Source organism: Lacibacter luteus (genome assembly GCF_004118265.1).
Lineage (GTDB): Bacteria > Bacteroidota > Bacteroidia > Chitinophagales > Chitinophagaceae > Lacibacter > Lacibacter luteus.
In genome coordinates, this window is record NZ_SDHW01000001.1 from 308,265 (window position 1) to 330,661 (window position 22,397).

General features: G+C 41.1%; 8 protein-coding genes. 2 read left to right on the top strand and 6 right to left on the bottom strand.

All coding sequences use genetic code 11. The annotated features are described in order from the left end of the window. Nucleotides 1-43: 43 nt before the first annotated feature. The 5 genes from ESA94_RS01190 to ESA94_RS01210 form a co-directional block, all read right to left on the bottom strand. Nucleotides 44-4,690, bottom strand: a complete 4,647-nt coding sequence (locus ESA94_RS01190) for a CBM96 family carbohydrate-binding protein (protein WP_129129033.1) — start codon at nt 4,688-4,690, stop codon at nt 44-46. 104 nt (nt 4,691-4,794) lie between these two features. Then, nucleotides 4,795-6,597, bottom strand: a complete 1,803-nt coding sequence (locus ESA94_RS01195; RefSeq protein ID WP_129129034.1) for a RagB/SusD family nutrient uptake outer membrane protein — start codon at nt 6,595-6,597, stop codon at nt 4,795-4,797. Between the two features lie 10 nt (nt 6,598-6,607). Continuing rightward, nucleotides 6,608-9,685 (bottom strand): SusC/RagA family TonB-linked outer membrane protein, encoded by a 3,078-nt coding sequence (locus ESA94_RS01200; RefSeq protein ID WP_129129035.1) that lies wholly within the window; start codon nt 9,683-9,685, stop codon nt 6,608-6,610. Nucleotides 9,686-9,712: 27 nt separating this feature from the next. Continuing rightward, nucleotides 9,713-11,371 carry a RagB/SusD family nutrient uptake outer membrane protein gene (locus tag ESA94_RS01205; protein WP_129129036.1) on the bottom strand — a complete coding sequence of 553 codons (1,659 nt, stop codon included), beginning with the start codon at nt 11,369-11,371 and terminating at the stop codon, nt 9,713-9,715. 19 nt (nt 11,372-11,390) lie between these two features. After that, nucleotides 11,391-14,192 carry a SusC/RagA family TonB-linked outer membrane protein gene (locus tag ESA94_RS01210; RefSeq protein ID WP_129129037.1) on the bottom strand — a complete coding sequence of 934 codons (2,802 nt, stop codon included), beginning with the start codon at nt 14,190-14,192 and terminating at the stop codon, nt 11,391-11,393. Between the two features lie 314 nt (nt 14,193-14,506). Between ESA94_RS01210 and ESA94_RS01215 the strand changes: the two genes are divergently transcribed. Then, entirely contained in the window at nt 14,507-18,580 is a 4,074-nt protein-coding gene (locus ESA94_RS01215; protein WP_129129038.1) for a hybrid sensor histidine kinase/response regulator transcription factor, read from the top strand. 32 nt (nt 18,581-18,612) lie between these two features. Here the strand turns inward: ESA94_RS01215 and ESA94_RS01220 are convergent, their stop codons facing one another. After that, nucleotides 18,613-20,658, bottom strand: a complete 2,046-nt coding sequence (locus ESA94_RS01220; protein ID WP_129129039.1) for a glucosidase family protein — start codon at nt 20,656-20,658, stop codon at nt 18,613-18,615. Nucleotides 20,659-20,830: 172 nt separating this feature from the next. Between ESA94_RS01220 and ESA94_RS01225 the strand changes: the two genes are divergently transcribed. Further along, nucleotides 20,831-22,345 (top strand): hypothetical protein, encoded by a 1,515-nt coding sequence (locus tag ESA94_RS01225; RefSeq protein ID WP_129129040.1) that lies wholly within the window; start codon nt 20,831-20,833, stop codon nt 22,343-22,345. Nucleotides 22,346-22,397 lie beyond the last annotated feature (52 nt).

The window sequence follows — 22,397 nt, forward strand, 5'->3', positions numbered from 1 at the left end:
CATGCAGCCTGAAAGAAACAGGCTGCATGCTTTCTTATATTGATTATAGCTTGATTAACTTGATGAGTTCGCTTTGCTTGCCTTGTGTTACTTCTACAAAATAAATACCTGCTTTTAATTCCGAACCAAACCGGAAGTTTTGTCCCGCAACTACCTGCATTTCACGAATGATGCGGCCTTGCAGATCCATTACTTTTACATTTACTTTTTCATCGCTGCCTGTTTGTACATTCAGTTTAAATTCCTGTGCCGATGGATTTGGATATGCCTGCACCGACAATTTATTTCCTGCATTTGTAACCGAAACATCAGCAGCAGTCATCATGGTTCTGTTACTGCTTACAGCATTGCTGATAACAATATCACCTGCATTAATTGTTTGTTCTGCAGTAACGCCTGTCCAGTTGCTCGAATACCACATGCTTCCGTTCTTGTTCCAAACAGTAATGGCGATCTTATCTGTTGCGTTATAATTACTGCCATCCGTCATACTCACCTGCAAGGTAGCATTACCATCGATAGCAATTGGATTCAACGGATCAGTAATATCCTGGATATTGGCTTTTGCACCAAAAGATGCAGTTGGATAAGGATGCGTTGCACTGATGTTTCCATCAACAACCATCGATGTCATCGAGTTGGCTTTTACCTGGTACACATGCAGTACACCGTTTTCCATTCTTCGGATGATGGTATTGAGATAGCCTTGCAGGTTACTCTTCGATTTATTCCATTTCAAACTAAAGCCAAGATCATTCAAAGTACCTGCATCGCCTGCCACTGTTCCTGATGAATTAGTCAGTAACAGGTTGCCTCCACCGGCAATAAAATCATCCAGCGGTTTCGATACCGTAACAATGGCATTATCAGCAGAACTGTTACGTGTATAGAAATTATTGACAACAATACCAATGGTGTAACTCTGCGAGTTGGCAGTACCGATATCTACATTCCAGTTGTACGAAGCAATAGCAGTTTTTGTGTCACCGTTTGTAACAAGTACCAACGGCACATTTGCTGCAATCACTGTATTATTTTCCCTGTTGATGAAGGTGGCTGTTGCATTACGAATGTCGCCTTCAAATGCATCGTACAATGCACTACCTGTTTCAGCAGTTATATCACGAATGGTTGCTTTCAGATGAATGGTTGCCGATCCGTTATTGGCAGCTGCGGTTGAAACAAATAATGCACCGCTGTAATGTGCAGCCGCATCTTCTTTTACAATACTGAAGTTTACTGCCGCAGGATTTGTTACAACATACGCTTCATTGATGCTGGTAAATTCAACCGATACCGTTTTGTTTGTGCCCGGAGCATCTGTAAATGTTCTATCGTTATAGACTGCTACCAGATCGTTACCATTTACCTGCATAGGAACAGTTGCCAACACTTCTGTACCCAGTTTAAAGGTTGCAGTTGCAGCTGCACTGCTGCCACAATTACTTCCACCGTTTGTAATGCGTGCTGCAAACACAGGCTTATCACTATACTGCACTTTGCTTGTACTAATGTTGAGTGATGAATAGGTTGTAATTGCATTCACTGTAACAGTAAACGAACAGGTAGATGTATTGCCTGCTGCATCGGTTGCAACAGCTGTAACAGTTGTTGTACCTAACGGGAATACTGATCCACTTGCCAGGCCATTCGTAATATTTACAACAGGCGTGCTGAAATTATCGGTTGCAGTTACACTGTAATTGATGGTTGCACCGCAAACTGTAGGATCATATACTGCAACTATATCAGCAGCACAGGTAACAACTGGTGCCGTGGTATCTTTTACAATCACTGTAACAGAATCGCTCCATGCACTAATGCCTGAATTATCGGTTGCTTTTACACGGATACCATAGCTGCCCGGAGCAGTGTTTGTCCAGTTCCATTCGTATGGCGCTTGTGTAACGATTGCTTTCTGTTCTCCATTGATGAAGAATGAAACGTTTGCTATTTTTTTATCATCAGTTGCTTTTGCTTTGATAAGAACGGTACTCTTTTCGATCAGCGAATCGTTATTAAGCGGTTGCAACAAGCTAATAACCGGTGGCGCTTCAATGATGAGTTTTGGACGAACAGCCGCATTTGCTGTTTCTTTTGAATAAAATGTTACATCAGAAGTACCATTCACCACTGTTCCAACAATGCAAAGCGTTAATATTTTATCTCCGTTTGCTTCTGCTTGTACAATGTTGCTGATATTCCACTCTGCAACCCCACTACGTTTGCCGGGAATTGTTCCCAACAAAGTTGTGGTTGCGGGTTTGTTATTCCAGTTAAGCCCTGTTTCTGTCCAGTTATCATTATCACATTTCCACAATTGCCATTGAGTAACGGTTGCATTGGTATTGCCGCTTTGAATGGTTAACCGCAGCTTCGCTGTATCAACCTTTGTGTAATCACTTACGTCAAACTTCAGGTAAGTGATACGATTGAAACCGCTTCCGTCTTTCTTTACTACCAAACCTGTTTGTGTACCAAAGTTTGTGTTAACGTTGGCGCTTCCATCACGTACGTACGAATCAGCAATGGGCTCGATCATACCCGATGTATCTTTTACACGTACCGTAATTGAATCAGACAACGTTGTTAATCCTAAACTATTGGTTGCTTTCGCCCTGATACCATAAGTGCCGGGTTGCAGGTTATTCCAGTTCCATTCGTAAGGCGCTTGCGTATTTGTTGACATACTTTGTCCATTCAACATAAATGTTACAACAGGTACATCATTTACTGAACCAACATTTGCTTTAACGGTTGTGGAAGAGCCGATCTCAAACACATCTGCATTTACAGGCTGAGCAATTGCTATTCCCGGATAAACATTGATCAGTAATTTCGGACGAACCAATGTTGCTGTTGCTTCTTTTGAATAAAAATCAGCACCTAACGTTTGTCCTGCAACAGCAGACATTACAGCGACGGTGAGAATTTTATCGCCGTTGATCTCTGTGTTCACAAGGTTTGTAATATCCCATTCCACTACTCCACTCAATTTACTGGTTTGCGAACCTGCTAAAGTAATTGCGGCTGGTTTATTATTCCAGTTAACACCTGTTTCAGTCCAGTTATCGTTATCGCATTTCCATAATTGCCATTGTGTGCCATTAACACCACCCAATAAACTCAACTGCAGTTTAACATTGTGCAGGCTGCCTGTATAATTACTCAGATCAAATTTTAAATAACTGATGCGACTGAATCCTGTATTGGCATCTTTCTTTACAGTAAGCTGACCGAGTGTACCATAATTCGACGATGCAAACGAACCATCACGCACAAAAGCATCTGCTGATGGCGCTAACAATGTTGTGCTATCTTCTACTACAGTAATAACAGCAGAATCTAACGCAACAAATCCCTGTGTGTTCGTTGCCTTTGCAATAACGGTATAGCGACCCGGCGTTACATTGTTCCATGTCCATTGGTATGGGGAATCAACCAACACTGCTTTTTGTTGTCCGTTGATAATAAACTGCACATCGGTCACCGCAATTTCATCCGAAGCAGTTGCTGAGATCAACAACTCATCACGTTTTGCAAACGCAGCACCGTTTGTCAGTTCTGTTAATTTTACTTTTGGCGCCGGGAAAATATCTATTTGCGGAATGCCATCCACAACATTGTATGCATAGCTCCGTGAAAAGATCGAACCGTTTTCATGCAGTAAACGTATTGTCATCACATAGGCATTATCACCCGGATTTGTAAACTCACTATAAGCCATACTTAAATAAAAACTATCTGTACCGATGATGGGCGTTGTCCAGACTGTAGACCGATAATCGCCGCCTGTTTCATTTTTCTGATGATAAAAACTTACATAGTTCACAGGCGCAGAAGAGTTGCTTGTATAACGGCCCGACACAATGATGTTGCCATTGCTGTAGTAAGCCCGAAGTCCTTTGATGGTATCCTGCACCGAAGCATACCAATCGTTGCGGACAGATTGTGCAAACACCTGGTTGTTGTTAAGGATTGCACAATCTGCTTTGGTAAGATAGGTTGGCGTTCTTTGATAGGTTGAATTGCCACTTCCCATCAAGGAAGTGCCGAATAATGTGTTCACTGATTTTATTCCGCCATTATGTGGCAAACTTAATCCATGTCCAAGTTCATGCATCATACCACCAACATAGGTTGTTTGTTTCGCTGCTGCTTGCAGATCCATACCGGGATAATCCACTGCAAAGCACCAACCTAAACCGTAACCATAAAACGGAACATCTGCACTTGCATGATCTTTACAGTAAGTGATCACAAGATTCATCCTGCTGTCTGTACGATCGGATGGGTTTGCATTCAGGTAACTGTTGATCTCTGCTTTCATTGCATCTGCAGAAGTTGTACTGTAAGGATATTCTGCCAATGTTTTTGCACCTCTGATAACAATGAGTTTTACAAGTTGATGGGCACTGTCTTTGATCAACCCGTATGTTCTGTCGCCATAACCCCAATGATTCATCCACTGGCGATAGAAGGCCTGCCCATCAAGCAAATATTTACTCACCCGTTGATGATAAGCAGAATCAAGTGTTTGATCACTTGCAACAAAGAGATAAACATTCAGGTTATACCGGTAATCGGGCGTATAAACAGTATCGTTGTTTGATTGTGCTTTTAAACTATTTGACAAACAAATCGCAATCAGCACAACAAAAAAGTATGTGTAGAATTTATTCTTTTTCATTTATAAAATTTATGCTGTAGAAATTTCAAAAAAGGCCCCGGCCGCAGAAGCGGCAGGGCGGATTTAGGTCATAAACCTAACTAACTGCTTTTGAAAGCATCTTATCACCAGCCTGGGTTTTGCACCAGCAAACCGGCTCTGTTAATTTCAGATTGTGGAATAGGATAATAATACATTTGCGGGCCGATGAATGTGCGTTTCTCAAACGTAAAGCGGCCACCTGGGATCTCGGAAGTGCTGGGCGTGGCTGGAATAGTTACATTGGAAAATACGGCTCCGGTTGTTCCGATCCTGTTCCAACGCATCCCAATCATATCACCGCTAATCACTCTTTCAGCAATTTTCCAGCGTTTGATATCATAAAAACGATGTGCTTCTTCAAACGCAAATTCAACACGACGTTCGTTACGGATGATGGTACGCATCTGTTCTTTTGTAAGACCGGCAGCTAACTGGTAAGGATTCAATCCTGCTCTTCTGCGAATAGCTTCTACAGCCTGGTACACCTCAGGTGTTGCGCCTTGAAATTCATTTAATGCTTCTGCATAGTTGAGTAATATTTCAGCATAACGCACTACAACTAAACCAACCTGTGTGGTTACGCCAAAATTTCCGCCTGCGTTTTCGTTACAGAATTTCCGAAAGAGATAACCCGTACGTGTATTATTACTTGTACCTAATCCATCACCCGGGGCCTGCCAGTAAAGATCAACCACTTTCTTCGTGTTGCTTGTACGGTCGAGCCACAACGCCTGGTTGTAAACAATGGTATAATAAAAACGTGGGTCACGGTTTTGATAAGGAGTCGTTTCGCTATAACCCGAACCCGATTCTGTAATGGATTTACCATTTGCCATCGTAAATGCATCAACCAATTGTTGTGTTGGATAAGAATATGCCTGGCCACCTCTTGAAAGCGGAAGCAGCAGATTTTCATGCCACCTTCCTGTATTCATCATAATCTGGAATACCTGTTCGGTATTCTTACGATCGATCTGCATTTTGTAAAAACCATATCCGGGTGCAGTTGTGTTATCTTCAATCAGTGAATAAAGATTCATATCCATCACTGCTTTTGCAGCATCAGCAGCCAGCTTCCAGCGATTGGCATCGTAAGCTTCATAGCCTGTGAGTTTTTTCAGATCATTTGTTGCTGCCGGGTTTTCGCCATTGAATAAAGGGCTTGCAGCCAGTAATAATAGTTTCGCCTTCATACCCAATGCTGCTCCTTTTGTAGGGCGACCGAAATCTTCAGGCAAATGCTCGGTTGGCAAAATACCCGCCACTGCATCCATTTCACTTTTGATGTAATCAACTGTTTCGGCAAAACTGTTGCGTGGCATATTAAAATCTTCGTCCAGTGTAAACAATTTATCACCAAGCAAAGGAACACCGCTGTAATTACGTAACAGATGATAATAAAAGTAGGCTCTTAAAAATTTTGCTTCTGCAACCAGCCTTGTTTTTCTCGTTGCAGAAAGCGGTGCCCTTTCAACATTTCCGATAAATACATTCACCCTGCGAATAGCACCATAACAGGTTGACCATACATTTCTGAATCGTGTATAATCTGCATTACCCGGAAATTGTGCAGTGTTAAATCCCGGAGATGCCTGGGTAGCCGGATTTGTCCATCGACACTCACTATCATCACTACCATCACTATAAGACCATACACCACCGCCATAGATACCATTATCCATATAATAGTTATACGAAAGATCTCTGTACACACTGTTCAGGAATTCATGCGTTAAAGCACTGTCTGCAAATACTGTTGTTTCATTTAACTGACCAACATCGGTCTTATCCAAAAAGTTTTTATCGCTTACTTTTTTACAGCTGCTTGTGCATAAAGTTGCAACCGCAAGAGAAGTACCAATAAGTATATGTGTGAGTTGTTTCATTTTTCTTTTTTTAGAAAGTGATTTGTACACCGAAGTTTACGATCTTCTGTTGCGGATAATCGGAGTAAGCAGAAGTTGTACCGTCGCCATTAATCGATTCAGGATCCACATCATAGATCTTCAGCTTAAACCATGTAACAAGATTTAATGCATTTGCATAAACCCTGAAATCGGTTAGTTTAAGTGATTTAATGAAACGGTTGGGTAAACGATAACCCAACTCAACGTTTTTCAAACGCAGGTAATCGGTTGGGCGTAACCAGAAAGTAGATGCATCGAAGTTTACTCCACCTAAACGTGGATACTCTGCAACATCACGTGTTTCAGGCGTCCAGCGTTTCATGTGAATGGCAGAAGGCAAACCATTTGCATTACCGATCTGCAATAATGTTGAAGCCATTAAACTACCACGTGCTGCACCTTGAAATAAAGCAGACAGATCAAATCCTTTGTAGCTGAAACCTGTTGAGAAGCCATAAGTGATCTGTGGAAGATTGGGATGACCAATTGGACCGATATCGCTCTGATCGATCTTGCCATCTCCATTTACATCTTTGAATTTAATATCGCCGGGTTTTACTGTTCTTCCAACTGTTACAGGGCTTTTTGCTACATCAGCATCATCGTAATAAAAACCTTCAGCTATATAACCATACAATTGTCCGATCGGCCGACCTGTTCTTCTCAACATCGGGTTCGCTGCATTTGCAGGTTCATCACGAAACAGGATCTTGTTTTTTGCGTAAGAGAAATTTCCTTTTACGAAATACTGAAAATCTTTCCCAATGGTATTGCGGTGAACCAATTCAAACTCCCAGCCTTTATTACTTACTTCACCAATATTTACAACAGGAAGATTAAGACCTGTGTACAACGGAACACTTTCACGGGTTGTAAGGATATCGTAACGATAGTTATCAAAATATTCGGCATTGATCTCTAATTTGTTTTTGAACAGTTTGATCTCTGCTGCAACATTTGCTTTGCGTTCAATTTCCCAACGCACATCTGCATTGGCCAGTGTGCCTGGCAAAATAGTTGATTGAGCTGTTGGATTTTCACCAAAGTAATAAGGGCGGTTGGGATTATTTCGTGTATAAACCTCTTCATAGATATAACGGTTGCCACCTACATCATCACTACCAACAATACCGTACGAACCTTTCAGTTTAAAGAAATTGATAAAGCTGATATTGTCTTTAAAGAATTTTTCTTCGCTGATGTTCCAGCCTGCAGATACTGCCGGGAAAAATCCATAACGCTTTTTTGCTTTAAAACGATCGGAACCATTGTAACCTGCATTCAGTTCAACCATGTACTTCGATTTGAAGATATAGCCGAGTCTACCCGCAAAACCCTGGAAGTTAGCAGGCGCTGCTGAAGTGGTTATATCAGTTGAACGATTGAACAATGCAAGACCATATACATTATGTCCTTTGATGTTTCTGTTATAGTCAAGAATAACTTGCGTATTCAATCTGCGGAAAGGTAAAGATGTGTTTATATTGCCACTACGCACCAGCGGTTCAATGCGTGATAATTCAGGAAACACAGGATCGTAAATACCGGCTGTTGCATTGTAATCAAATACAGGAAAACGTCCACGTGTTAATGTGCGGGTAAAACCGAAATTATTTGTATACGCCAATGTACCTCTCAGCGAAAGACCTTTTGTAATAAAATCGAGTTTGTGAATAGCTGATAAGTTTGCATTGAGATCGTTACTGTAACTACGGCTGTAACCTGCATATTGCAAAATGCCAACAGGATTTAATGTTTCGCCTTTCTTTCCTGCGTAAGAACCATCTGCATTTTTTACAGGATATTTCCACGGTGTTAATAAACCACTGGTAATGCGACGCCAGAAAGGCCATGCACCACCTGGTGTAACATCGGGTAAGTTGGGAGAATTTACATCGCTGAAACGTGCAGACAGATCAAGCTTTAAAGACAAGCCTTTGTACACTTCCACATCAAGGTTTGAACGGATGTTGTAACGTTTCAGATAATAGTTACTGTTGAAGTCTTCTTCTTTCGAAATATCTTTTAAAATACCGTTCTGAAAAATATAACCAAGCGAAACAAAGTAACGCACATTACTTGTACCACCGGAGATGTCTAAATTGTTACGTTGCTGTAACGTTGCTTTACGCATCACTTCATCATACCAGTTTACATTGGGGTATTGATAAGGAAGATCGCCTTTGCGGAAATGTTCAAGTGCATCGGCAGAATATAAATTGGGGAAATCAATTTCAGGATTAGGTGTACCAGAGTTGATGAGTTGTTCTTTCAGCAATGTCAATGCATCGTAAGCACCCAATGGTTTACGTTTTACAGTTGGCATTTGCAAGCCTGCTTCTGTACGGAAAGTAATGCGTGCAGGACCTGTTTTACCACGACGTGTTGTAACAATGATTACACCGTTGGCACCCTTCACACCATAAATAGAAGTAGACGATGCATCTTTTAAAATAGAGATATTCTCCACTTCGTTTGGATCCATTTGTGTAAGCTGCGAAATACTTGCTTCCACATCATCAACAATTACCAGGGGCGTATTACTGCCGGTATAAGAACTTACACCACGAATAAAAATATTCGCCGCATCTCTTCCGGGTTGTCCACTACCCTGTTGCTGAAACAAACCGGGTAAACGACCTGCTAATGAGTTTTGAATACTTGCTGCAGGACTTTGACGCAACTCTTTACCTGATACAGAACTCACCGATCCCACATTGGTGATCTTTTTTTGCTTGGCAAAACCAACGATCACCACTTCATCCATATCAGCATCATCTTTTTCCAGCTGCACAGTTAACTCTGCATCATTGCTTACAGCAATTGTTTTTGGTTTATGGCCTACTGCAGTAACAACCAGTTGTACATTGTTGCCGTTTACAGTAATTGTAAAACGTCCTTCGGTATTGGCGGCAACTGTGTTTTTTTCTTTTTTGTATTCTTGTATGGTAGCGCCGGCAAGAGGTTCGCCGGTAGCATCTGTTACACGTCCACGAACAGTACGTTGCTGAGCAAACGCAAGCGTGGCAGTAAACAGCAGTAAGAAGACAGTAATGAATTTTCTCATTGTATTGTCAGTTTAGTCTTGTTAGAATTAGTATGACCAACCGGGGTTTTGGGTCATGTTAGGATTGGTTTGTATTTCGGAGAATGGAATGGGCAACCAATGCATTTTTGTTGCATCAAAAACAGATGGTGCTACATCAACAACATTGTATGTAAATGTTCCGCCTGTGTTTTTCACAATGTTCATTCCTTTTACCGGCTGGTTCATTACCTGTTCAGCAATTTTCCAGCGGCGTATATCCCAGAAACGATGTTCTTCAAATGCGAGTTCAATACGACGTTCGTTACGGATCAAGTCACGCATTTGTTCTTTTGTTGCAGCAGCAGGTAAACCATAGAGATTATCTGCACCGGCAGTAACACCTGCACGCTTGCGTATATCTTTCATAGCTGTGTACACATCAGCAACAGGACCACTTGCTTCATTCAGCGCCTCTGCATAATTCAATAAAATTTCTGCATAACGGAACAGAATCACATGATGATTTTGATTGCTGTAGCTGGCAGAGCTTTCAAACTTGCCCATGAACTTGCGCAGGTAATAACCTGTTTTTGTTTGCACACGGTTGCCGCCGGGTTTATCCAACCCACCTTCAAATGTTTCTACTGCACGGCCTAACCAGTTTTTTCCATTGTACATGATGCTTGCATCAAAACGATTATCCCTGTTGGTATATGGAGCAGTTGCACTATAACCCGAACCTGCATCGGTAATACGTTTGCCATTCTTCATTAAAAATGCATCAACTAAATTTTGAGAAGGACTGGTGCGACCTGAACCAACCAAATAACCAACAGGACCATTGTTGGTTTCCACATTCTGGCTTTGTGCTTTCTGCACCATAAAAATGATCTCAGCATTTTTTACTGCATTGAACAACGCAATAAAATCAGTTGAGAGCGAGTATGCATTCATCTGCATCACTTCTTTTGCTGCATTGGCCGCATCCGTCCATTTTTGTGCGTTGTTTGTTGTATTCATCAACGGACTTGCTGCATACAACAACACTCTCGATTTTAAAGCCAATGCAGATCCTTTCGTTGCAACAGCAATGTATTTATCGGCTTCTGCTGCGGGAGTAAGAGTAATATGGTTGATGAGTTGATCTTTTACTGCATCAATTTCGCTGAGGATGTATGCAAGACATTCATCCAATGAATTACGGCTGAGATTGATATTATCTTCCAGGCCAAATACTTTATCGCCAATAAGCGGTACTCCACCCCAACGTTTTATTAATTCGAAATAAAAATAAGCACGGAGAAAACGGGCCTCAGCTTTCCATTGTGTGCGCAAATTTTGTGGCGCAGGAACTGCATCGATCTTTGATAAGAATAGATTTACTTTTCGTATGCCGGTATAGTTACGGCTCCATTGGTTATCCACTACATTCAATGCAGTGATACGTCCGTTACGGAAACTTTCAATGCTGATGCCGTCTTGCGAATGCACCGCATCATCAGTACCTGCATCAAGAAATGCATTCGATAAACGGTTATAACCATCAGGCAATTGCAAGTAAGTACCATACAAAAACTGTTTGGCATAATCAGCATTCTTATCCATTTGATCGAATGCCATTTCATCGGTGATGCGTTCCAGTGGTTCACGCTCCAGCGATTTACTACAGGATGCAAGCACACCTGTACATAACAGCAGGAAAATATAATTGGTAATGATCTTCATTTTATAATCTTTAATCGTTTTAGAATTGAATGTTGATACCGAAATTGATCACACGTTGATTGGGATAATCCCAGTTGAGTACTTCGGGATCAACACGCTCCAGTTTCGAAAACGTAAGCAGGTTGAGTGCATTTACAAATGCTCTTGCTTTGGTAATGCGTACAATGCCTGTCCACTTGGTTGGTAAAGTATAACCCAACTCTACATTGCGTAAACGCAGGTAGCTGCCATCTTTTAACCAAAATGAAGAGTTGCGGTGATTGTTTGGATTATCATCTAAACTCAAACGTGGATAAGTTGCTGTAGCCGCAGTTGCAGGCGTCCAGCGATCAAGATGATGTGCAAATGCCTGCCCATAACCACCGTTGCTGTTTTGCTGAAACTCAAGTGTGTTGCTGTTATTCGTCCATATGTTGCGATTGCTTACGCCATTCAGCAACATAGAAAAATCAAGACCCTTCCAGTTGAAGCCCGCAGTTAAACCGTAAAAGAATAATGGCTTTGTTGAGCCGATAGCTGTTTCATCAAACACATTAATAATACCATCGCCATTTGTGTCTTTAAATTTAATATCACCGGGCACAGGATTGTACCCTTCAACAACCGGGCTGTTATTAATATCTGTTTGTGATTGATAAAAACCAATAGCAGTTAAACCAAACGGCTGACCAACCGGTAAACCTGTGCGGCGTTGGTAGGCATAAGGACGAATCACTTCATCCATCCAAATGATCTTGCTTTTGCTGACGGATGCATTGGCATTTACATACCAATAAAAATCGCCTGCATGATCATTGTAGTTGATCGCCGCTTCAAAACCTTTGTAACGGCGTTCGCCCATATTTTCGGAAGGAAGAGTACTGCCAATGATGGCACTTGCATTAGTGCCACGTTGCTGCAACAGATCATAAAACAGGTGATCGTAATAATCAACACTCAGCTCCAGTTTGTTGTTGAAGAAACTGATATCGGCACCCGCATTGAACTTGCGTGCTTTCTCCCAGGTAATATTCGGGTTAGCAAGCGATGCTTCGCTGAGTGTACTGTTGCCTGTTGATGGATTCTGGAAATAATAAGTAGAACCGGAATTATAAAACTGCTGGTACACATAATAACCTGCACCGCTGTTGTCACCTGTTTTGCCATAGGTTGCACGCCATTTTAAATTACTGATCACAGGCACATGAAACCATTTTTCTTTACTCATGTTCCAGCCTAAACCAACTGCAGGAAAGAAACCCCACTGTTTGTTTTGTGGATAACGGTTCATGGCCATGTAAGAACCTGCAACTTCTGCAAAATAGGTTTCATCGTAATTGTATTGTGCTCTTGCAGCAAAACCATAATTGTTCAATGGCAGATCGTAACCCGTTACATAATTATCGCTGTTGAACAACAAGGCACTTTGAAATGCATGCTTTCCTTTTTCTGTATCATAACCTAATGAAAACTCATTATAGATCTGGCGGTTTTGTGAGTTTACACTTGAGCTGTTGCTTTGCGATGCATCGGTACCGATCTTCTGCAATGTGGTGTCGCCGGTTAATGGATTTAACTGGAAATCATACACCGCAAATGTTTTACTACGGTTGATCGATTCATCATAATAAGAATTGAATGAGGTGAAGCCACGTACATACAAACCTTTGATGAAATCGAGATTCTGACGAAGTGCTACATCTACACCCAAATTGCGGTTATAGGTTGGCCGGTAGCCCGAACGAAGAACCTGTCCGTAAATATTATTGCTGTATTGTACATTACCACCAAGCGATTGGTTGTGATTAAACACAGGGTAAGCATTGTTGGGCGTTGCAAGTATGTTATCGTAAATAGCATCTGTACCTGCACCCGGCTCGTTGCCGTTACGTAAGCGACCGAATATATTCAGCGAAAGCAATGTGCTTTTGGTTAAATCAACATCAATATTGCTTCTGAAAACATAACGCTTGTAGAAATTATTGGTAGGATACGTGTTTAACTTGTTATCGGTAATAAAGAATCCTTGCTGGTTGAGATAATCAAGATCAACAAAGTAACGGGACAGTTTGCCACCACCTGAAATGTTCAGGTTATAGCGCTGCATGGTTGCCTGTTTGTTCAAGATAGAATTGTACCAATCAACATCAGGATGTGTATATGGACTTGAATGATCTTTATACTTATTCAAATCATCTGCAGAATACACCGGTGCTTTACCATCATTCATCAATGCTTCATTGAATAAGGAAGCATAGTCGAAAGAATTTAAAAACTCCGGACGATTTAATTGTTGCTGAATAGCCGATTGTGCAGTAAATGAAATTTTGCGTGGTGCAATGCTGCCACGTTTTGTTTTTATCAGCAATACCCCATCCGAACCACGCTGACCGTACATGGCTGTTGCCAATCCATCTTTTAATACGGTCACCGATTCGATCTGTTGCGGATCGATGCTGGTGAATGTGCGGGGTACACCATCAATCACCACCAGAGGGGAAAAACCACGTAAGGAAATAGAAGGTTGATCGCTTCCGGGTTTGCCGGATGCCTGAACAAGATACAACCCGGCGAGTTTGCCGTATAACGCTCCTTCGATCTGCGTTACCGGAACAGATTCCAGTTGACTGCCCTGAATTCTGCCCTGTGCCTGGAGTAACGCACTACGTGTTTGCTCTCCAAATGCAACCGGCAATTTTTCTGTTTGCCCGGCCTGCTTCTGCTGCGTTGAATCTGTTGTTTGTGCAGGTAGCACCCGGCACAAAAACACGATGCCCGCAAAAAGCATTGCCTGTTTCAGCAATTGCTGCTGCCCGTAAAATGTTGGGCGTTGTTTTTTCATTTCTGCGTAAGTTTTGGTTTAGTAGTTTGTTTATGGCATAGCATTTCTGCTTCGCTATAAATCTCCTTCAGCCGCAAAAAGCACAGGGATGAAAATTCTGTTGATGTGGGGGTGTAATCCTGTTTTTCTGTAAGAAAATTGACAATCAATTAATTATTCCCTAACATTTGCATAATAAAGCAGATTATTACCCTGTGTAAACAGGATTGCACCCCCTGCTTTTTCGCAGGTATCGGTGCTTAAGAATGAAAACTGCTGTGTAAGATGTTGCCAACCTGCACAACACCCGATTTCACTAATTTGTGCGCCAGCTTATGCCCACGAACCAATTGTCTTTTACCGGTTTTCGTTACCTGTACAATATGTGCAAGGAATGTTTTGTTGCTGCTCTTCTTTTTATCAGTGCAGGTCTTTCTGCACAAAAACTCAGCTTTCATCATTTAACTGTTGAGCAAGGGCTTTCGCAAAACACGGTGCTTTCAATTGCGCAGGATGCAAGGGGTTTTATGTGGATGGGTACCCGTTACGGACTGAACAGGTTTGATGGGCACTCCTTTATTAATTACCAGAACAATCCAAACGATCCCCGATCGATCTCCAACAACTATATTAATTGTGTGTACAGCGATTCAAAGAAAAATCTGTGGATCGGAACCGAAAACGGATTGAACCGCTTTGAATCTGAAACAAACTCTTTCAACCATTATTCACTCCCCTTTCCCGATAAACGAAAAGACCAGGTTATTTCCTGTATTGATGAAACAAAGGATGGAATGCTTTGGGTGGGAACATTTGGTCGCCTGTTCAGCGCAGCAACCGGCAGCGATGAGTTTAAGATCGTTGTGTCGGCCGGCGGCACTCCTTTTTATTATACAAGCATCAAGCGGGTGTACAGAGATCATGCAGGATTTATTTGGGTAGCCACAACAACTGGCTTGGTAAGGTTGCAAAAAACAAGCGGTGGTTATACTGAGAAGAAGTTTGTGAACGAAGCCGCTAACAGCAACAGTCTCTCTGATAATTATGTTACATCAGTTACAGAAGATAAAGCTGGCAATTTGTGGGTTGGAACAATTAATGGATTAAACCTTTTCAACAGAGCTACGGAAAGCTTCACCCGTTTCTATTCAGCACAGGCAAACAGTATCATCAATAATAATATCCGCACACTGCTTTGCGATAAGGAAGGTAAACTCTGGATAGGCACTCAGGAAGGTGTAAGCATTGTAGAGCCGCAAACAAAAACTTTTACCTCGTATCAAAACAATGCAGCAGATGAAAAGAGTTTAAGTCAGAATTCGGTACACAGCATTTTTGAAGATGCAAATGGTTCTGTTTGGGTGGGTACTTTTTTTGGCGGTGTAAATCTTACGTATAAAGACAAAACAATTTTTACTACCTGGCGTAATAAAGGCCCTGCATCGGGCATCAGTAATAATGTAGTGAGTTCAATTGTTGCTGATGAAGAAAAGAATTTATGGATCGGTACTGAAGGTGGTGGTTTAAATTATGTGAACCGCAGTACAGGAAATGTGAGCACTTACAGGAATCAACCGGGCCATGCAGGAAGCATTGGTTCCAATCTTGTAAAAACAGTTTTTATTGATCGTGATAAACAATTGTGGGTTGGTACACATGGTGCAGGTCTTGCACTCTTCAACAAACAAACACAACAGTTTCAGAGTTTTTATATTAACGAAACAGAAAACAGCAGAAAGCAATCGGAAGTTGTGGCTATTATGGAAGACAGTGAGCATAACTTCTGGGTAGGCAAACATTCAGGATTGTATGTATTTAAACGAACGGGTACTGTTTTAACCGACGCTCCGCAACAGTCGTATTTAAAAACACTATCATCAGCAAGTATCAGTTATCTTATTGAAGACCGTAACAAAAATATCTGGATCGGTACACTCAATGGTTTGTATGTGTTTAACCTGCTTAAGAAAACACTGCAACCTGTTCAACTGAAAACAAACAACCCTGTTGTAAACATCAACTGTATAAAAGAAGACAGTGATGGGAATATCTGGATCGGTATTCATTACGGCGGATTAATAAAATATCAACCAGCTACAAAAGCATACAGCAGTTTTACAACCAAAGATGGTTTGCCGAACGATAATGTAGTAGGTATACTGGAAGATAACAATGAAAACCTGTGGCTGAGTACGGGTAATGGATTAGTAAAATTTACAACAGCCGATACCAGTTTTCATACCTACACTGCGGGTGATGGACTTGCCGGAAATGAATTTAATTACAATGCATTTTATAAAGACAGTAATGGTGAAATGTTCTTTGGCGGCATTAATGGATTTACCGGTTTTTATCCGAATGAAATTGAAACGAATGAAGTATCTGCACCACTCGTTTTTACCGGCTTGAAGTTGTTCAATACTAAAGTTGACATCAATGATGCAACTGATCTGTTGAAAAAAGATATCAGTTACACACATAAACTGGAGTTTGGTTATAATCAACACACATTCACCATTGAATTTGCATTGCTGAATTTTATCAAGCCATCAAAAAACAAATACGCTTATAAACTAGAAGGTGCAGGAAAAGAATGGACAGAGATTAATCAACCTTCTGCAACATTTACCAACCTGGCTGAAGGCAGTTATACGTTATGGGTAAAAGGATCGAACAACGATGGTGTTTGGGGAAAGCCGGTTCAAATGCAGATCACTATTCTTCCTCCTTTCTGGAAATCGTGGTGGGCCTTTTTCATTTACTTGTTGCTGCTTGCTACTGTGCTGTTTTTTATCGTCCGTTATTTTTACCTGCAGGCATTGCTACGCCGGGATCAGGAGTTGCACCAGGTGAAGCTTAATTTCTTTACCAATATTTCGCACGAGATACGTACGCATCTTACACTCATTATGACGCCTGTTGAAAAGATGCAGCAGGAAAACAAAGCCAACAACATTTTATCGCAGCAATTGTCGAATGTGCGTACAAATGCTGATCGCCTGCTTAAACTTGTAAGCGAGTTGATGGATTTTCGCAAAGCAGAAACCAATCATTTAAAATTGTATGTAGCAAAGCATGATCTGGTTGCATTCCTTCATTCTATTTACAGTTCGTTTGAAGAATTATCACTTTCAAAAAATATCCGTCTTTCGTTTGTGCACAACAAACCATCAATACCTGTTTGGTTTGATAAAGAACAAATGGAGAAAGTGATCTTTAACCTGCTCACCAATGCCTTTAAGTTTACTGCAGAAGGCGGACAAGTATTGCTGCATGTTGAAGAGCAGGATAAACAGGTGTTGATTAAAGTAACTGACAATGGTCGTGGTATTGCTCCTGAGTACATTGATAAACTGTTCACCAATTTTTTCCAGGTAAATGATCATACTACACAAAATACAGGGTATGGAATTGGATTAGCATTGTCGAAAAATATTACGGAGCTGCACAAAGGCACCCTAACAGTTGAAAGTGAAACAAGCGAAACAGCAGCCAACAACCGCACCTGTTTTACAGTAACGTTGCTGAAAGGCAATGCGCATTTTTCAAACGAAGAGCTATCGCTCCAAAGCGAATTGGAAAGCATGCACACTCCTGCTGCTATTTCAGAAGCAACAGAACTTCCCGAAGCAGAACAATTACCTGAAGCAACACAAAGAACCGTTCTTATTGTAGAAGACAATGCCGAGTTGCGTGAACTGATAAAAGAAACGTTGCAGCACAGTTATAAGATCATTGAAGCGGAGAATGGTGCAACAGGCTGGCAGTTTTCAACGGAAGAAATTCCTGATCTTGTGGTGAGCGATGTGATGATGCCGGAAATGGATGGGTTTGAATTGTGCAGTCGTTTAAAAACCGATGAACGTACCAGTCATATTCCTGTTGTATTATTAACGGCTAAAACTGCTCAATCCGATCATGTGAGCGGATTAACCAAAGGAGCCGACAGTTATCTCACAAAACCTTTCAGCACGCAGGTATTGGAACTCACCGTTCGTAATTTGCTTGCAGCAAGAGATGTTTTATCGAAACGTTACAGCAAGCAGTTCTTCCTGCAGCCGAAGAATGTTACCATCGACAATACGGAAGAGCAGTTTTTAACCAAGCTCATTCTGATCATTGAAGAGCATCTCGATCATCCTGATTTTGGTGTTGACATGCTGGCGCAGAAAATTGCGATGAGTCAATCAGTGTTGTACAAAAAATTAAAAGCACTCACCGATATGTCGGTGAATGACTTTATTAAGTCCATCCGTTTAAAACGTGCAGCACAACTTTTACGCATGCAGCAGTACAGTGTTTTTGAAGTAGGCTATATGGTTGGCTTCAGCGACCGGAAATACTTCAGCAAAGAATTTAAAAAGCAGTTTGGTAAAACGCCGAGTGAGTTTATGCAGGGGGAAGAATAAACTTTTTATTTAACCCATCTTTATAAACCTAATCACAACGTTATCAATTGCGATTTTCCTTCTGCAATTTTATATCGCTTCACTTTATCTCCTGATTTAACCACAATAATGAGATTTGTATTAACACGCTCAACTTCCAAATCAAACACATGCCCGAATGAATGAATATTCCGCAGCGCCATTTTATTCCATTCTTTTGGCAACCGTGGTGTACAATTAAAACTGTTTATATCAACGGGGCGTATTCCAAAGACGCCTTCGGTATAAATGCGGCAATACAAACCGCTTTCAGCAGACAGATGCCGTTGATTTCCTTCGGGGTATGCTTCCACTGCATAAGGAACATGTTCGCCTAATAATCTTCGTCTTGAAAAATATTTCAGAAATGTCAATGCCTTTTCTGGTTCACCTGCAGCAAAAGCTCCACGCAATCCATATAAAGTAGAACGATCCCAGAATGTTTTATTACCTGCCAATGAAGCGAGCCCATCTTCCGTCCATAAGCGTGGGGAAAATAAAGCAGCCACTGTACCTTCTTTCCGGTCAAAAATATCAACTGTTAACGGAGTGGTGATCCATGCACGTAACGTATCATTGCCTTTGTAATAACGGTAAGTCTGGAACCCATCTATCGTGGCACCAAAATATTTTTCAATGTTTGCACGAAGTTTTATTGCTTCTTGCTTATACGTTTTGAGTTGCTGTTCTGCAATGCCCAATCGTTTTCCAAGATAGGCCGCAGAAAGCAACGCATCATAATACAATGAACTGGTATTAAGATTTGCTTTGCCTGCCGGGAAACGTCCTTCCAGTTCATCACTGTCAGAATATACAACGCCATCTGCTGTTAATTTTCGTTTCAAATATTCGAGACACCATTCGATCAATGGCCACAAAACTTTTGCTGAATCAATATTACCATATGCCAATGCATAACGACCGGCACCATAAGCAATCATCGCCATGTCGCCCCTATCCTTTGCGCCCTGCCAAACACCTGCACCTTCTGCAATAATTGAACTTGGGATTGGTTTGTATTCCGGGTTCATATATTTCGCAAACATGCGGAAGGAATTCATAGCCGATTTATTTCCGACATCATCACCAAGAAAAGCAAAAAAGGGATTTACATATTCTGCCTGATCATTTGCCCAGATGGCTGCATAATATCGTAAGCCCCCCGGCCCATGCATATAACCGCCCCTGGTGTTATAGATACTTTCAGTGCTGCGGATCTTTGCAAACGCAAACATTGTGTTCAATATCCTGTCGGGTGTTTCCAGAATTAAATTTTCAGTCATCTGTTTTACACGGTACTGCCTTGTAACTTCTTCTTCATTAACGGATGCTTTTATCATTGGTTCATTCGCTCTTGTTGCCTGGTAGGTTATTGCAAACACAGCACTATCGCCCGGTTGAATGGTTTTTAAACCTTCACCAATTGTAGAAATAATAAAATGATGTGGACCGTTACTGGTTCTTTCTGCTGATGGACTTACATCCCGTTTAAGATACTCCATATCAATTTTCACAGCTTGTTTTCCAGCATTGATAAACACCAGTTTTTCAACAGCCATTGCTTTATCAACAGATGGAAAATAAATACGCTTCAGCTTTAAACCATCTTTGCCGATCTCGCTGTTTATCTGCATAATGCCATTATGTGTAATGCTAATTACTTTTTCAGGCATATCATTCATGATGGCTGCATTGTGCACACCGGCTTTCAACAACCTATCGTTGATATAAATTCTGGGGAGATCGTTGTCTTCCACATTATAAGTCATGTGTGCAATGGTGCGTTGTGGCAATAACCGGAACGAAGGAAAAACCAATGTACGTGACAGTTTTGGTTTAGCCGTGCTGTCAACAGAATATTGCATCCACATGGAGATTTTTTCGCCACTCATTTCTATATGATCATGATGTGGAAGACGTCCATCAATTGTCCACTGAATACTGCCGTCTGGTTGAATGACCCATCTGTCCTGTTGCTCAGTGAGTTTTGTTTCCTGTGCAAAAGAAGCTGCTGTAAACAGCAGCAGCATTAAAGTGGAACTGATTTTTTTTACTTTCATAACCCGGTTTATAAGCTTGGTTTCTTTTAGTGAAACAAAGGAGAGAAAGTTAAGCCAACCGCTGTTTTATACAATTAACCAACTATTCAACTATTCTGGCAAACGGTTCGTTTCTGTAAAAAAAGCCGGAATATTATGTTCGATTTTATTTGTTCATTCTTATTGTATTGCTATGTCAAGAATCAGTTTTCAAAAAACAATTTTCATCCTGTCTGCCATTGTCGTTCTTTCATTTCAATCGCATACCGATAAATGGGTATCGAAGTTTATCAAACTAAATAAGAACGGCTCGCTGGAATATATTCCCGATGAAAAAGGAAATATCATTCCCGACTTCAGCAGAGTTGGTTATTACAGCGGAGATAAAAACATTCCGGAGATACCAGTTGTTAAAACCATTTCAGCAACAGGTTCTGATAATGATGAAACCGTGATTCAGCAAGCTATTGACGAAGTTGCAAAATTGCCTTTGAAAAAAGATGGATTCAGAGGAGCGATATTATTAAAAAAAGGAAGCTATATCATTCCCAACAGTATCCGTATCAAAGCAAGTGGTATTGTTTTAAGAGGTGAAGGTGATGATACAAAATTGCTGTCCACATCAAAAAAACAAGTGGCAGTAGTTGATGTGTCGGGCGATGGAACTATAACGGAAGTAAAAGGCAGCAGAACAAAGATCATAAACGAGTATGTGCCCACGGGTTCATTTACGTTCAGCGTTTCATCGACTAAAAGTTTTTCTGTGGGCGATAAGATCATTGTGTTACGACCCGGAACCAATCAATGGATAAAGGATTTAAAGATGGATCAGATCGAAGACCGTGGTGGCACACGCCAATGGCAGCCGAAAGAATACGATCTTGAATTTGAACGTGTGATCACTAAGATTGAAGGCAATAAGATCAGCATCGATAACCCGATCGTAATGCCGATGGAACAGAAATATGGTGGTGCTGAAATTTATAAATACAGTTTTGCAAATCGCATTAACCATGTAGGCATTGAGCATCTTTCGTTTGAAAGTTCATTTGAAACCGACACTTCTGAAAATCATGCATGGGACGCCATTAAAATGAATAAAATAGAAAACAGCTGGGTTCGAAATGTTACAGCAAAACATTTTGGCTTCAGTTGTGTAAATCTTGGAGCGCTTGCAAAAAGCATTTCTGTGCTTAACAGCAAATGTTTCGATCATAAATCAGTTATAACAGGCAGCCGCAGGTATTCGTTCAGCAATAATGGTCAGTTGAATTTATTCATGAACTGTCAAACTTCTGATGGAAGACATGATTATGTAACAGGTGCCCGAACAAATGGGCCCAATGTTTTTTACAATTGCACTTCCACCAAAACACATGCAGACATCGGACCGCATCATCGTTGGTCAACAGGTACATTGTATGATAACATTGTAACCGATGGCGAGATCAATATCCAGGACCGTGGTAATTGGGGAAGCGGTCATGGATGGGTTGGTGTTACACAGGTTGTTTGGAACTGTACTGTAAAACGTGCAGCGGTGCAAAACCCATGGGTATCGGGTAATAATTATTGTATTGGCCTTAAAGGAGAAAAATATGATGGTCGTTTAAAAGGCAGACCGGATGCGTTGTGGGAAGGACAAAATAAAGACGGATTGCAACCAACCTCGTTATACATGGCGCAATTAAATGCAAGGAAGAAGTAACGAGGCATTTAGGCATCGCTTAAGCCATATACAGTTCAAAAAAGCAAAAATG

What these genes read in the sequence shown, in the direction of transcription:
- ESA94_RS01225 (WP_129129040.1), top strand. Translation starts at nt 20,831, where the DNA reads ATGTCAAGAATCAGTTTTCAAAAAACAATTTTCATCCTGTCTGCCATT.
- ESA94_RS01190 (WP_129129033.1), bottom strand. Translation starts at nt 4,690, where the DNA reads ATGAAAAAGAATAAATTCTACACATACTTTTTTGTTGTGCTGATTGCG.
- ESA94_RS01195 (WP_129129034.1), bottom strand. Translation starts at nt 6,597, where the DNA reads ATGAAACAACTCACACATATACTTATTGGTACTTCTCTTGCGGTTGCA.
- ESA94_RS01215 (WP_129129038.1), top strand. Translation starts at nt 14,507, where the DNA reads ATGCCCACGAACCAATTGTCTTTTACCGGTTTTCGTTACCTGTACAAT.
- ESA94_RS01205 (WP_129129036.1), bottom strand. Translation starts at nt 11,371, where the DNA reads ATGAAGATCATTACCAATTATATTTTCCTGCTGTTATGTACAGGTGTG.
- ESA94_RS01220 (WP_129129039.1), bottom strand. Translation starts at nt 20,658, where the DNA reads ATGAAAGTAAAAAAAATCAGTTCCACTTTAATGCTGCTGCTGTTTACA.
- ESA94_RS01210 (WP_129129037.1), bottom strand. Translation starts at nt 14,192, where the DNA reads ATGAAAAAACAACGCCCAACATTTTACGGGCAGCAGCAATTGCTGAAA.
- ESA94_RS01200 (WP_129129035.1), bottom strand. Translation starts at nt 9,685, where the DNA reads ATGAGAAAATTCATTACTGTCTTCTTACTGCTGTTTACTGCCACGCTT.